This is a genomic window from Salmonella sp. SAL-020, assembly GCF_017372215.1.
Lineage (GTDB): Bacteria > Pseudomonadota > Gammaproteobacteria > Enterobacterales > Enterobacteriaceae > Salmonella > Salmonella enterica.
The window spans coordinates 4,061,579-4,075,129 of the sequence record NZ_CP071690.1 but is presented as its reverse complement, the minus strand read 5'-3'; the positions used below and the strand labels follow the sequence as shown (position 1 = coordinate 4,075,129).

General features: G+C 53.8%; 10 protein-coding genes. 4 read left to right on the top strand and 6 right to left on the bottom strand.

Features of this window, described 5'->3' with window-relative positions; all coding sequences use genetic code 11:
* Positions 1-5: 5 nt before the first annotated feature.
* The 3 genes from J1G48_RS19795 to J1G48_RS19785 all read left to right on the top strand — a co-directional run bounded on the left by J1G48_RS19795 (position 6) and on the right by J1G48_RS19785 (position 2,513).
* On the top strand, positions 6-1,919 hold the full coding sequence (locus J1G48_RS19795) for a BglG family transcription antiterminator (RefSeq protein WP_001212142.1): 1,914 nt from the start codon (positions 6-8) through the stop codon (positions 1,917-1,919).
* A 77-nt stretch (positions 1,920-1,996) separates the two neighbouring features.
* Complete coding sequence (locus J1G48_RS19790; protein ID WP_000212724.1) at positions 1,997-2,239, top strand: type II toxin-antitoxin system RelB/DinJ family antitoxin; 243 nt, start codon at positions 1,997-1,999, stop codon at positions 2,237-2,239.
* Positions 2,229-2,513, top strand: coding sequence for a type II toxin-antitoxin system RelE/ParE family toxin (locus J1G48_RS19785; protein ID WP_000220582.1), 285 nt, complete (start codon positions 2,229-2,231; stop codon positions 2,511-2,513). The genes J1G48_RS19790 and J1G48_RS19785 overlap by 11 nt, the downstream gene beginning before the upstream one ends.
* 3 nt (positions 2,514-2,516) lie before the next feature.
* Here the strand turns inward: J1G48_RS19785 and nrdG are convergent, their stop codons facing one another.
* The 5 genes from nrdG to treR form a co-directional block, all read right to left on the bottom strand.
* The gene (gene nrdG / locus J1G48_RS19780) at positions 2,517-2,981 is read right to left on the bottom strand and encodes an anaerobic ribonucleoside-triphosphate reductase-activating protein (RefSeq protein WP_001268859.1); all 465 of its coding nucleotides are present in this window, start codon (positions 2,979-2,981) and stop codon (positions 2,517-2,519) included.
* 121 nt (positions 2,982-3,102) lie between these two features.
* Positions 3,103-5,241: an anaerobic ribonucleoside-triphosphate reductase gene (gene nrdD / locus J1G48_RS19775; protein ID WP_000187818.1), complete on the bottom strand. Its 2,139-nt coding sequence runs from the start codon at positions 5,239-5,241 to the stop codon at positions 3,103-3,105.
* Between the two features lie 408 nt (positions 5,242-5,649).
* Positions 5,650-7,302 carry an alpha,alpha-phosphotrehalase gene (gene treC / locus J1G48_RS19770; RefSeq protein ID WP_000155048.1) on the bottom strand — a complete coding sequence of 551 codons (1,653 nt, stop codon included), beginning with the start codon at positions 7,300-7,302 and terminating at the stop codon, positions 5,650-5,652.
* A gap of 49 nt (positions 7,303-7,351) precedes the next feature.
* Complete coding sequence (gene treB, locus J1G48_RS19765) at positions 7,352-8,770, bottom strand: PTS trehalose transporter subunit IIBC (protein ID WP_000048842.1); 1,419 nt, start codon at positions 8,768-8,770, stop codon at positions 7,352-7,354.
* Positions 8,771-8,907: 137 nt separating this feature from the next.
* Positions 8,908-9,855, bottom strand: coding sequence for a trehalose operon repressor TreR (gene treR / locus J1G48_RS19760; protein ID WP_001181297.1), 948 nt, complete (start codon positions 9,853-9,855; stop codon positions 8,908-8,910).
* A gap of 383 nt (positions 9,856-10,238) precedes the next feature.
* On the opposite strand from treR, the gene mgtA reads away from it, so the two are divergent.
* Positions 10,239-12,947, top strand: a complete 2,709-nt coding sequence (gene mgtA / locus J1G48_RS19750) for a magnesium-translocating P-type ATPase (RefSeq protein WP_000920861.1) — start codon at positions 10,239-10,241, stop codon at positions 12,945-12,947.
* Positions 12,948-13,062: 115 nt separating this feature from the next.
* Here mgtA and J1G48_RS19745 read toward each other — a convergent pair whose 3' ends face one another.
* Positions 13,063-13,509 (bottom strand): transposase, encoded by a 447-nt coding sequence (locus J1G48_RS19745; RefSeq protein ID WP_000251085.1) that lies wholly within the window; start codon positions 13,507-13,509, stop codon positions 13,063-13,065.
* Between the last annotated feature and the right edge of the window lie 42 nt (positions 13,510-13,551).

The following is a 13,551-nucleotide window of genomic DNA, read 5'->3' as shown; positions in this document are numbered from 1 at the left end:
GAGACGTGCGATTCCCCAACCAACGTTTAGCGCAGCTATTTGCGATGCTGCAAAACGAGACGCTGCCGCAGGATGAGCTGGCGCAGCGGTTGTCGGTCTCCACGCGTACCGTTCGGGCGGATATCGCCGCGCTGAACATGTTGCTGACGCCGCATGGCGCGCAATTTACTCTCAGCCGCGGCAACGGGTATCAGCTCAAAATTGATGATCCGGCACGTTATCAATCCCTGCAAACGCAGCAATCTCCCGCCCTGGCGCGCGGTCCGCGCACCAGCCAGGAGCGGATACACTATTTGCTGGTGCGTTTTTTAACCTCCGCCTTCTCGCTGAAGCTGGAGGATTTAGCAGATGAATGGTTTGTCAGCCGTGCGACGTTGCAGAACGACATGGCGGACGTGCGCGAGCATTTGCTGCGTTATCATCTGACGCTGGAAACGCGTCCGCGTCATGGCATGAAATTGTTTGGCGGAGAGATGGCGATTCGCGCCTGTCTGACCGACCTTTTATGGACGCTGGCGCAGCAGGAGCCCTCTCATCCGTTAATTGTTAGTACCACGCTGAACACCGAGGTGTCTCAACGGCTGCGGTCTCTTTTGCCGGATATTTTCTCTCATTGTCAAATCCGCCTGACCGATGAGGGCGAGCTGTTTCTGCGTTTATACTGCGCGGTGGCGGTACGGCGTATTCGCGAGGGGTATCCGTTATCGGAATGCGTGGCAGAGGAGGTCGATGAAAAAGTGCGCCATGCGGCGCATGAGATTGCGGAGCTACTACAACAGCTGGCCGACAAGCCGCTGTCGGAGCCGGAAGTAAGCTGGCTGAAGGTGCATATTGCCGCCCGCCAGGTACAGGAAATTGCCCCCAGCGCCATTAATGCCGATGATGAAGAGGCGCTGGTGCGCTATATCCTCAATTTTATTAATACCCAGTACAACTATAACCTGTTGAATGATAAACAGCTTCACGCGGACTTGCTGACCCACATCAAAACGATGATCACCCGCGTGCGCTACCAGATCATGCTCCCCAACCCACTACTGGAAAATATTAAGCAGCACTATCCGATGGCGTGGGATATGACGTTGGCGGCGATATCGAGTTGGGGAAAATACACGCCGTATACCATTAGCGAAAACGAAATCGGTTTTCTGGTGCTGCATATTGGCGTTGGGCTGGAACGTAGTTACAACATTGGCTACCAGCGGCAGCCGCAGGTACTGTTGGTGTGCGATGCTGGTAATGCGATGGTGCGGATGATTGAAGCGGTACTGGCGCGGAAATACCCGCAGATTGAGATTGCCCGCACTCTGACGCTACGCGACTATGAGGCGCGGGACAGTATTGTGGAGGATTTTGTGATTTCCACGGCGCGGATCGGCGAAAAAGATAAACCGGTTATCATGATCGCCCCCTTTCCTACCGACTATCAATTGGAGCAGATCGGTAAGCTGGTGCTGGTGGACAGAACCCGTCCGTGGATGCTGGATAAATATTTCGATGCCTCGCATTTTCGCATCGTGGAGGGGGAAATAGATCAACAGACGCTGTTTAAAACGCTGTGCGATCAGTTGCACGAGGAAGGCTTTGTTGATGCGGCGTTTCTCGATTCGGTTATTGAACGTGAAGCTATTGTCAGTACGTTATTAGGCGACGGGATTGCCTTGCCACACGCGCTGGGGCTGCTGGCGAAGAAAACGGTGGTTTATACGGTGCTCGCGCCGCAGGGGATTGCCTGGGGTGACGAAACGGCGCACGTTATTTTTTTACTCGCCATCAGCAAAAGTGAATATGAAGAGGCGATGGCCATCTACGATATTTTCGTCACTTTCCTGCGCGAACGCGCCATGACGCGCCTCTGCGCATGTCAGAATTTTACGCAATTTAAAACGGTCGCGATGGAGTGCGTGAGTCGTTTTTGAGAGGCGTTATCCAGAATTCGATGTAATGCGAATGTAATGCTAAACTGCATTACACATTCGATTCTACTGGAGGCATAATGGCCACGCTGAACGTCCGTCTGGATGACAAACTCAAAAATGAGGCTTATGCCGTGCTGGAAAAACTGAACATTACTCCAACGGAAGCCGTGCGATTACTGTTCCAGTACGTCGCGGAAACGGGGCGCATGCCAGTGAAAACCGTCACTCTTAGCGACAGTGAAGATGCATTGATTCAGACAGTTCGGGAGAGGCTGTCTAGTCCGCAAAAGGGAATCAAGGTTAGTCTGGATGACTTATGAACTGGAATTCGACCCGAGGGCCTTAAAAGAGTGGCATAAGCTGGGCGATACGGTGCAGGCTCAGCTTAAGAAAAAGTTGGCTGATGTGCTATTGAACCCCAGAATCGACTCTGCCCGTTTAAACGATCTTCCTGACTGCTATAAAATTAAGCTTAAATCGTCCGGTTATCGCTTGGTGTACCAGGTTCGGGATGACGTTGTGATTGTGTTTGTTGTCGCGGTCGGTAAGCGAGAACATTCAGCCGTCTATCACGATGCAAACAAACGGCTTTAGCGATCAACGCAAATGATGCACTACCTGGTTGCTGCTACCGCGCCAGATAAGCGCCGGGTCTTTCAGATCCTGCACAAATTTGCCATCGACCAGCACGTTGATGAGATCGACTACCTGCATCTGTGCGGCGTTGAGTTCATCAAGCTTGTAGCCGGTCCACACCCAGATATCTTTCCCCGGGCACTCCGCGTGGATGCGTTGTACCAGTGCCAGGATATCCGGTACGTTTTGCGGATGCAGCGGATCGCCGCCCGACAGCGAGATCCCCTGACGGTGAATGCGCGTGTCGTTCAGATCGGCAATGATCTTATCTTCCATCTCTTTGGTAAACGGCTGGCCGGAGTTCAGCCGCCAGGTGCTTTTGTTATAGCAGCCAGGGCATTCATGCACGCACCCTGACACAAACAGGGTGCAGCGGGTGCCGGGGCCGTTAACGATGTCTACGGGGTAGTATTGATGGTAGCGCATAGCGGGTGTCCAGAAAGCATGTAGGCCGGATAAGGTGCTTGCACCGCATCCGGCAACATTGTGATGCCTGATGACGACGCGATTGCGTCTTATCAGGCCTACGGTCTTTGCAAACGGAGAATTAACCTATCTGCCCATTGCCTAAATGCTTCACGCGGCGCTTCACTTCTTCCTGCTTACCGGCGTTAAACGGACGCGCGTCCGGGCTGCCTAAATAACCGCACACGCGGCGGGTGACCGAGACGCGTGCGGCGTCGTGGTTGCCGCATTTCGGGCAGGTGAAACCTTTACTGGTACATTCGAACTCGCCGGTAAAGCCGCACTCGTAGCATTCATCGATCGGCGTATTGGTGCCGTAATAGGGTACATGCTGATAGCTGTAATCCCAGACATCTTCCAGCGCTTTCAGGTTGTGCTGAATGTTCGGGTATTCGCCGTAGCAAATGAAACCCCCGTTCGCCAGCGGCGGATACGGCGCTTCGAAATCGATTTTGTCGTACGGGTTGACCTTCTTCTCCACGTCGAGGTGGAAGCTGTTGGTGTAGTAACCTTTATCGGTTACGCCCGGCACCACGCCGAACTCGGCGGTATCCAGACGGCAGAAGCGGTCACAGAGGTTTTCACTTGGCGTGCTGTACAGACTAAAGCCGTAGCCGGTCTCGTCTTTCCACTGATCCACGGCCTGGCGCAGACGCTCCACAATCGCGATGCCTTTAGCGCGAAGTTGCTCGCTGTCGTACAGGTGTTCGCCGCCGAACAGCGCGTTAATGGTTTCATGGATACCAATGTAGCCCAGAGAGATGGACGCACGACCATTTTTAAAGATTTCAGACACGTCGTCGTCCGCTTTCAGCCGCACGCCGCAGGCGCCTTCCATATACAGGATAGGCGCGACGCGGGCTTTCACGCCTTCAAGGCGGGCGATACGGGTCATCAGCGCCTTCCGCGCCAGCGCCAGACGTTCATCCAGCAGTTTCCAGAATGCGGTTTCGTCGCCTTTTGCTTCCAGCGCGATGCGCGGCAGGTTAAGGCTAATCACGCCCAGGTTGTTACGCCCGTCGTGGATCTGTTCGCCGTTTTCGTTCTCCCACACGCCGAGGAAGCTGCGGCAGCCCATTGGCGTTTTGAACGAACCGGTGACTTTGACCACCTGATCGTAGTTGAGAATGTCCGGATACATGCGCTTGCTCGCGCACTCCAGCGCCAGTTGTTTAATGTCGTAGTTCGGATCGCCAAACTTGTGGTTCAAACCATCGCGGATAGCGAAGACCAGTTTCGGGAACACGGCGGTTTTGCGATTTTTACCCAGACCGGCGATACGGTTACGCAAAATAGACGCCTGGATCAGACGCGACTCCCAACTGGTGCCGAGGCCAAAACCAAAGGTCACGAAAGGCGTCTGGCCGTTAGCGGTGTGCAGCGTGTTAACTTCGTATTCCAGCGACTGGAAGGCGTCGTAGCACTCTTTTTCGGTGCGAGAACGCGCATATCCTTCGGCATCAGGAATCTGCCACTCATCGGCGGTTTTGCGGTGCTTGTTATAGCTTTCGGTGACAAACGGCGCCAGCACTTCGTCGATACGGTTAATGGTGGTGCCGCCATAAATATGGCTGGCGACCTGCGCGATAATCTGCGCGGTAACGGCAGTGGCGGTAGAGATAGATTTTGGCGGTTCGATCTCGGCGTTACCCATCTTAAAGCCCTGGGTCAACATGCCTTTCAGGTCGATCAACATACAGTTGAACATCGGGAAGAACGGCGAATAGTCGAGATCGTGATAGTGGATATCGCCGCGCTCATGCGCTTGTACTACGTCACGCGGCAATAGGTGCTGGCGGGCATAGTGTTTGGCGACAATCCCGGCCAGCAAATCGCGCTGGGTGGGAATGACTTTACTGTCTTTGTTGGCGTTTTCATTGAGCAACGCGGAGTTGGTTTGCTCTACCAGGCCGCGAATTTCCTGGTTCAGACGACCACGCTTTTCACGCTGAATGTCGCGATCGTGACGGTATTCGATGTAGGCGCGGGCAAGCTGTTTGTACGGGCCGGACATCAGTTGGTTTTCAACCGCAGTTTGGATCTCGTTAATATCCACCTGACTGCGCGCGTTCATTTGGCTGCTAACGACTTCTGCGACGGTGGCACAGTAATCTGCGTCATCGACTCCCGCTGCTTTAGCTGCACGTAGAATGGCTTCCTTAATGCGCTCTGATTTGAATGGCACTTTACAGCCATCTCGTTTCATCACATGCGGTGTCATGATCACTCCATATTTGTAAGAACAGGTTATCCACAGAGGCTGGGGAAGCCATAACAGGTTTATTCATCTCTTTTCCAACGACTTCCCGCAATCCTGACCCAGGTTATCCACAATTCACCTTGTGTCGAGTGAACAGGTGTTGTAGCAATTGTAGTCAATTAATACAACATATTGGGTCGGCGTGCATTTTAAAGTCTATATGTAGTGATTTGCATCAAGGATGTTTGCAATTTTATTGATGTAGAACAAGGTAAAAATCAGAGCGTACAGATGGCGGGCGCTGTAGCGTTTGTAAAAGATAGCAAGAAAAATCTGATTAATTATTCAACAAAAACAGACAGTAACCTGGAGCAACGCCACAGCCCGTGTCAATAGGTTTGTGGCGTTTATCCGTATAAGGACGTCGCGTTAGCGTTGTAACCACCAGATGGCTTCAAATGGGCGGAGCGTCATCGCGGCTGGCTGGCTGGTGACCTCGCCATAATTGTGCAGTAGCGCCTGCCACTGTCCTTTGATATGCGGTGGATGCCACTCCTGACACTGGTTACTCAGATTGGCGACAACCAGCAGGATTTGCCCCTGCCACTGGCGGCGATAACACCATACTGATGGGCTATCCGGGAGGAGATCCTGATAATCGCCCCAGATCAGTACAGGCTGGGTTTTACGTAGCGCAATCAGCTTTTGATAGGTGTAAAACACCGAGTTTTCATCGCGTAATGCCGCCGCGACATTAACCTCCGTATAGTTATCGCACAGGCTTATCCACGGCTCGCCCTGGGTGAAACCGGCGTTTTTACCGTTGTCCCACTGCATCGGCGTGCGGCTGTTGTCGCGGGATTTACTGGCCAGGATAGCCAGTAGTTCGTCGGGGTCGCGTCCGGCGGCGCGTAGCGCGGCAAACATGTTATGGCTTTCCACGTCGCGATAATCGGTGATGCGGGTAAAGTGTGGGTTGGTCATGCCGATTTCTTCGCCCTGATAGATATAAGGCGTCCCTTGCATACCGTGCAGCGCCATCGCCAGCATTTTCGCGGCTGGAACCCGGTATTCACCCTCGTCGCCAAAGCGGGAAACGATGCGCGGCTGATCGTGATTACACCAGAATAACGCGTTCCAGGCGACGTTATGCATCCCCTGTTGCCAGTGGCGGAACAACGCTTTCAGCGCCACATAATCAGGTTTTGCCAGCGTCCACTTTTCGCCATTGGGGTAATCCACCTTCAGATGATGAAAATTGAAGGTCATCGAGAGTTCGTCGCCGCTAAGCGCGGCATATTGCTGGCAGTTTTCCAGCGTGGTAGAGGACATTTCGCCTACCGTCATCAGATTACGCGGCGTAAAAACGTCACGGTTCATTTCGCGTAAAAACGTATGCGCGCGCGGTCCGTCGGTATAAAAGCGGCGTCCGTCGCCCGTCGGATCGTCAGGAAAATCCTGATCTTTGGCGATCAGGTTCACCACGTCCAGACGCAGGCCATCCACGCCGCGATCGGCCCAGAATTCGCAGACCTTTTTCAGCTCGGCGCGCACGGCGGGATTTTCCCAGTTCAGGTCGGCCTGTTCAGGCGCGAAAAGGTGTAAATAATATTGTTCGCTCTGGCTATGCCAGCGCCAGGCGCTGCCGCCAAATTTGGATTGCCAGTTATTCGGGCAGACATCCGGCGTGCCATCGCGCCAGATATAAAACTGACGGTATGGACTCTCTTTGTTCAGCGCTTCGCGAAACCAGGCGTGCTGGGTAGAAGTATGGTTAAACACCATATCCAGGATGATACGAATACCGCGTGCTTTCGCCTGCGCGACCAGCTCGTCAAAATCATCCAGCGTGCCGTAGGTCGGGTCGATAGCCGTATAATTTGCGACGTCATAACCGTTATCCACCTGTGGCGAGATATAAAACGGCGTGAGCCAGATGGCATCTACGCCGAGTCGCTGTAGATAGTCAAGGCGCTGCGTCACGCCGCGTAAATCGCCGGTGCCGCTGCCGGTCGTGTCCTGAAAACTTTTCGGGTAGATCTGATAAATAACGCCGTTTTGCCACCAGAGGGGAATAGTCATTGTTGTTTCCTGCAAGTGCGTTGGGACGCAACTGCGCCCCGAAGAAGAATTAGACAATTTGTAATGTGCCCTGACGATGCTTACGCTGATAGATAAAGGTGGTCAGAATCACCGGGATCACGATCGCGATAACCATCGCCATGCTGTACACCTGCCAGTAGCGCGGCGGTATAGACAGGATGCCCGGCAGGCCGCCCACGCCGATACCGTTGGCGATGACGCCGTTCAGACCGCAGAGCAGTCCCGCCAGACCAGATCCGATCATCGCGCACAGCATCGGAAAACGATACTTCAGGTTGATACCGTACATCGCCGGTTCGGTTACCCCAAGGTAAGCGGAAATGGCGGCAGGAACGGAGATCTCGCGTTCATTGTGTTTACGGCTGGAGATGATGATGCCCACCACGGCGGAGGCCTGCGCGATATTCGACAGCGCAATCAGCGGCCAGACTGGCGTACCGCCCATGCTCTGGATCATCTGCATATCGATAGCGAGCGTTGTCTGGTGGACGCCGGTAATGACCAACGGGGCATACAGGAAGCCGAACAGCGCCGCGCCTATCGGGGCGAAACTGCCGGTCATCAGATAACGTACCGCAAAGGCCACGCCGTCGCCGATCATACGACCAAAGGGGCCGATAAAGGTGTGGGCGAGAAAGACGGCCAGTATCAACGAACACACCGGGACGACGACCAGGTAGAGATAATCCGGCACGATGCGTTTCAACCGCGTTTCAATAAACCCAAGCGCCAGCCCTGCCAGTAGCGCCGGGATAACCTGCGCCTGGTAGCCCACTTTCTCAATGCTAAATAAGCCGAAGTTCCAGACGTCCGGCGTTTGCTGGCCCAGCAGATACGCATTCATCAACTGCGGCGACACCAGTGTCACGCCGAGCACGATACCAAGAATCGGCGTGCCGCCCATTTTTTTCACCGCCGACCAGCAGATCCCCACCGGCAGATAGAAAAAGATCGCTTCGCCGATCAACCATAAAAAATCATAAAGCGTTTTTAGCGCCGGATGCATCTGCGCCAGCGTTTGGCCGTTGCTCATCGGCACATCGCCGATCACGTTACGAAAGCCTAAGATCAAACCGCCGCTGATCAACGCCGGTAGTAGCGGAAAGAAGATCTCCGCAAAGTGGGAAATTAACTGCTCATGCCATTTCATGTTCTGGCGAGCGGCTTTTTTGGCCTGCTCTTTATCAGCATACGCTTTGCCGGTGGTCTCCAGCAGCGCGTTATAGTAATCGCCAACGTCGGTGCCAATCACCACCTGAAACTGACCAGCGTTGGTGAAACAACCTTTAACCATCGGTAATTGTTCGATCTTTTTTGGCCTGGCGTTCGCGGGCTGGTGGAGCACAAAGCGCAGGCGAGTAATGCAGCGGCTCACCGTGGCGATGTTGTCGCGCCCGCCGACCAGGTCAATCAGCCGGTCGATATCGGCTTGTTTTACTTTGCTCATCGTAAAGCCTCATGGCAGAGGAGGTAAGTTATGGGTTGGCGCAAGAGTAGCTCTTCAACGTTGGTTTAAAAATGGGAACGTTCCCGAAACGCAGCGACGATCACAAATTACTCGTGGTATTCCGTTTAATCAGTCACTCAGGCGAGGGTAGAAGGAATGACGATCCGGCGCGGATCGCAGCGGCCATTGATCTGTTCGATCAGCTGCGAAGCCGCCTGCCGTCCGGCTTCAGCATAGCCAGGATCGACAGTGACGATCTCCGGGTGCAGGAATTTTATCAGCGGCGTGTTCCCGACGCTTGCCAGTTGCAGCGTCTCAATACGTTGCTCCTGTAAATACTTACTGGCGCCCAACGCCAGCGTATCGGTGGCGCAGACTAACGCGGTGGTATCCGGCATGATGACACTTGCCGTATGCTCATAGCCCTGCTTCATGGCAAGACCGGGCAGGGCGGCGACGGGATGAAGTTTATGTTTTTTGCAAAACGCCAGGTATGCGTCATGCCGACGTTTGCCGGTGGTAATATCGCTATGGGGAACGCCCAGAAAGCTAATGTTGCGGTGTCCCTGCTCATACAGCCGCTGCATAAGGATATGAATCGCGCCCTCGTCGTCGTAACAGACGGAGGCAAAACCTTGCGCATCTCTTGCCAGCAGCACCAGCGAGGCTTTCCAGGGGGCGATCAGCTCTTCTGTGATGCCGGTAAAGCCAAACAGCACCACGCCATCAATGTTACGTCGTCTGAGCATGCCCAGATGTTCCATTACCAGCGTCGGCGAGAACTGACTTTCCATCATAATAGGGTCGTAGCCCTGTTCATAAAACGCAGGCAGCATGGTCTGAACCGCGAGGTTTTCAGACAACGAATCAAGGCGAGTGACGATAATAGCGACCACTTTATCGCTTTGTCCCCGCATCGCGCGGGCGGAGCGGGACGGGGAGAAACCGTGTTGATTCATCACCGCTTCGACACGCTCGCGGGTACGTTCGCTTACGCCGCTTTCATTGTTAAGCACGCGGGAAACGGTTGATTTCCCTACGCCGCTCAGGCGGGCGATGTCTTTGATAGTGAGCCGGTTTTGCATCCTGTTTTCCCGTGGCGTGACGCTGATGGTGATAAAAAGAGTAACTTTACTCAAGCGAAGGGCAATGGGCAAAGTCTGGTTTATCGTTGGTTTAATTACGTAACGGTATGATACCGCCATAATTGCCACAAAACTTATGGATTTATGCGTATAATCCGCGGCGCAAATTATTTACTTACCGGAGGCGACATGGACCCTGAACCCACCCCTCTCCCGCGATGGAGAATTTTCCTTTTCCGGTAAGCCTGCCTCTGCTGTCTTACCGGTGTGTAAGACAGTGACACAATAACGTCCCTGTTTTTATTTAAACATTGCTCATCGGGCAAGGCTTTGCCGTGCCTGAAGAATTTTCTGCGCCTGACTTCGGCGCGGAGGGATTACCTATGCTAAAAACCATTACCCGCCAGCTTTTTGCCCGGCTTAATCGTCATTTGCCTTATCGTCTGGTTCACCGCGATCCGCTGCCCGGCGCGCAGACCGCGGTAAATGCGACTATCCCGCCTTCGCTGAGCGAGCGCTGTCTGAAAGTCGCGGCAATGGAGCAGGAGACTCTCTGGCGCGTTTTTGATACGCACCCGGAGGGATTAAACGCTGCCGAGGTGACGCGCGCGCGTGAAAAGCATGGCGAAAACCGCCTTCCGGCACAGAAACCCTCGCCGTGGTGGGTGCATCTGTGGGTATGTTATCGCAATCCTTTCAACATCTTACTCACGATTCTTGGCGGCATTTCTTATGCCACGGAGGATCTGTTTGCCGCAGGCGTTATCGCCCTGATGGTCGGTATCTCAACGCTGCTGAATTTTGTGCAGGAAGCGCGCTCGACAAAAGCGGCGGACGCGCTAAAAGCGATGGTGAGCAATACCGCTACCGTACTGCGGGTTATTAATGAAAATGGCGAAAACGCCTGGCTGGAATTACCCATCGATCAACTGGTGCCCGGCGATATTATTAAGCTGGCGGCGGGGGATATGATCCCGGCGGATTTACGGATTATCCAGGCGCGCGATCTGTTTGTCGCCCAGGCGTCGCTGACCGGCGAATCTCTGCCGGTCGAGAAAGTCGCCGCGACGCGTGAGCCCCGGCAAAATAACCCGCTTGAGTGCGACACGCTGTGCTTTATGGGGACGAACGTCGTGAGCGGAACGGCGCAGGCCGTGGTGATGGCGACCGGCGCCGACACCTGGTTTGGTCAATTGGCGGGGCGCGTGTCGGAACAAGATAACGAGCAGAACGCTTTCCAGAAAGGAATTAGCCGCGTCAGTATGTTGCTGATCCGCTTTATGCTGGTCATGGCGCCGGTAGTACTGATTATTAATGGTTACACGAAAGGTGACTGGTGGGAAGCGGCGCTATTTGCGCTCTCGGTCGCGGTAGGGCTCACCCCGGAAATGTTGCCGATGATCGTCACCTCCACCCTCGCGCGCGGGGCGGTGAAGCTCTCGAAACAGAAAGTTATCGTGAAGCACCTTGATGCGATTCAGAACTTCGGCGCGATGGATATTCTGTGCACCGATAAAACCGGCACACTGACGCAGGATAAAATTGTGCTGGAGAATCATACGGATATTTCTGGTAAGCCCAGCGAGCATGTACTGCATTGCGCCTGGCTGAACAGCCATTATCAGACCGGTCTAAAAAATTTACTGGATACGGCAGTCCTGGAGGGAGTAGACGAAACCGCCGCGCGTCAGCTCTCCGGACGCTGGCAGAAAATCGATGAGATTCCGTTTGATTTTGAGCGTCGCCGGATGTCGGTGGTGGTGGCCGAAGATTCGAGCGTGCATCAACTGGTCTGCAAAGGCGCGTTACAGGAGATCCTGAACGTGTGTACTCAGGTGCGCCACAACGGCGATATTGTGCCGCTGGACGACAATATGCTGCGCCGGGTGAAACGCGTTACCGACACGCTGAACCGTCAGGGGCTACGCGTGGTCGCCGTCGCGACCAAATACCTGCCTGCGCGTGAGGGCGATTACCAACGTATCGATGAGTCTGACCTCATTCTGGAAGGGTATATCGCTTTTCTCGATCCGCCGAAAGAGACCACCGCGCCGGCGTTGAAAGCGCTGAAGGCGAGCGGAATTACGGTGAAAATTCTCACCGGCGACAGCGAGCTGGTAGCGGCGAAAGTTTGCCATGAAGTTGGGCTGGATGCGGGCGATGTCATTATTGGCAGTGATATTGAAGGGTTAAGCGACGACGCGCTGGCGGCGCTGGCCGCCCGTACGACGTTGTTTGCGCGTCTGACGCCGATGCATAAAGAGCGCATCGTCACTTTACTCAAACGCGAGGGGCATGTGGTCGGTTTTATGGGCGACGGGATTAACGATGCTCCGGCGTTGCGGGCGGCGGATATTGGTATCTCGGTAGATGGCGCGGTGGACATCGCCCGTGAAGCGGCCGATATTATCCTGCTGGAAAAGAGCCTGATGGTGCTGGAAGAAGGCGTCATTGAAGGTCGTCGTACTTTTTCTAATATGTTGAAATATATCAAGATGACGGCCAGCTCAAATTTCGGTAACGTGTTTAGCGTGCTGGTGGCGAGTGCCTTTTTGCCGTTCCTGCCAATGCTGCCGCTGCACTTGCTGATTCAAAACCTGCTGTACGATGTATCCCAGGTGGCGATTCCGTTTGATAATGTCGATGAAGAACAAATTCAAAAGCCGCAGCGCTGGAATCCGGCGGATTTGGGGCGCTTTATGGTCTTTTTCGGTCCGATCAGCTCGATTTTCGACATTTTGACCTTTTGTCTGATGTGGTGGGTATTTCATGCGAATACGCCAGAAACGCAAACTTTGTTCCAGTCCGGCTGGTTTGTGGTGGGATTACTGTCGCAAACGCTGATTGTGCATATGATCCGTACCCGCCGTCTGCCGTTTATTCAAAGTCGCGCTGCCTGGCCGCTGATGGCGATGACATTGTTGGTGATGGTGGTGGGAGTTTCGTTGCCGTTTTCGCCGCTGGCGTCTTACCTGCAATTACAGGCGCTGCCGTTAAGCTATTTCCCGTGGCTGATTGCCATTCTGGCGGGCTATATGACGTTAACCCAGTTGGTGAAAGGGTTTTACAGCCGACGTTATGGCTGGCAGTAAACACTTTCGTCGGGGATTCGCCAGCGTGCTTAATCCCCGATATCGCTAACCAGGTCAGATGCCCGTAAAGCTCGACAAGTTTAACGCGATCGGCTTTATCTTTAAATTTCAGGGCTTATTCAAGCAACTGTAGAATGCTATATGCAGGCATAAAAAAGAGGAATGTCCAGCTAAGTTTGTAAAATACATTCTCTGCCCCCAATCCGGAACGAGAGGAGGAGATGTCCCACCGCCGGATATGTTTTGCGGATATGCGACGAAAGCGGCGAATATAGCTAATGCAATAAACTAAGTAAGGAGGAATCGCTAAGGCGGCAGTGGGTTTAGGAAACATAAGGGTAAGCAATATGGCTGCGACAATGAAGCATAAAAAGACTATCTTCGCGGTAGATTCTATCTGTTTTAATTCCTGGCGTATGCTTTCAGCATGTTTCTCCTGCCAGCGACGGAGCGTGCTGTTGCTAAATCCATATTCTTCGCATAACGCCTTATTCGGTACGCCGTTTTTAGACTGTTGCAGAAAATCGGCGATTTGTTCCTCGGTAAAACGCGCTCTTACCATTGCCGCCTCTCCATGGCTGTTGGTGCCCCGAACCGGGCAAAC

Coding starts and splice junctions, on each gene's coding strand:
- J1G48_RS19790 (WP_000212724.1), top strand. CDS start 1,997: ATGGCCACGCTGAACGTCCGTCTGGATGACAAACTCAAAAATGAGGCT.
- J1G48_RS19785 (WP_000220582.1), top strand. CDS start 2,229: ATGACTTATGAACTGGAATTCGACCCGAGGGCCTTAAAAGAGTGGCAT.
- nrdG (WP_001268859.1), bottom strand. CDS start 2,981: ATGCGCTACCATCAATACTACCCCGTAGACATCGTTAACGGCCCCGGC.
- nrdD (WP_000187818.1), bottom strand. CDS start 5,241: ATGACACCGCATGTGATGAAACGAGATGGCTGTAAAGTGCCATTCAAA.
- treC (WP_000155048.1), bottom strand. CDS start 7,302: ATGACTATTCCCCTCTGGTGGCAAAACGGCGTTATTTATCAGATCTAC.
- treB (WP_000048842.1), bottom strand. CDS start 8,770: ATGAGCAAAGTAAAACAAGCCGATATCGACCGGCTGATTGACCTGGTC.
- treR (WP_001181297.1), bottom strand. CDS start 9,855: ATGCAAAACCGGCTCACTATCAAAGACATCGCCCGCCTGAGCGGCGTA.
- mgtA (WP_000920861.1), top strand. CDS start 10,239: ATGCTAAAAACCATTACCCGCCAGCTTTTTGCCCGGCTTAATCGTCAT.
- J1G48_RS19745 (WP_000251085.1), bottom strand. CDS start 13,509: ATGGTAAGAGCGCGTTTTACCGAGGAACAAATCGCCGATTTTCTGCAA.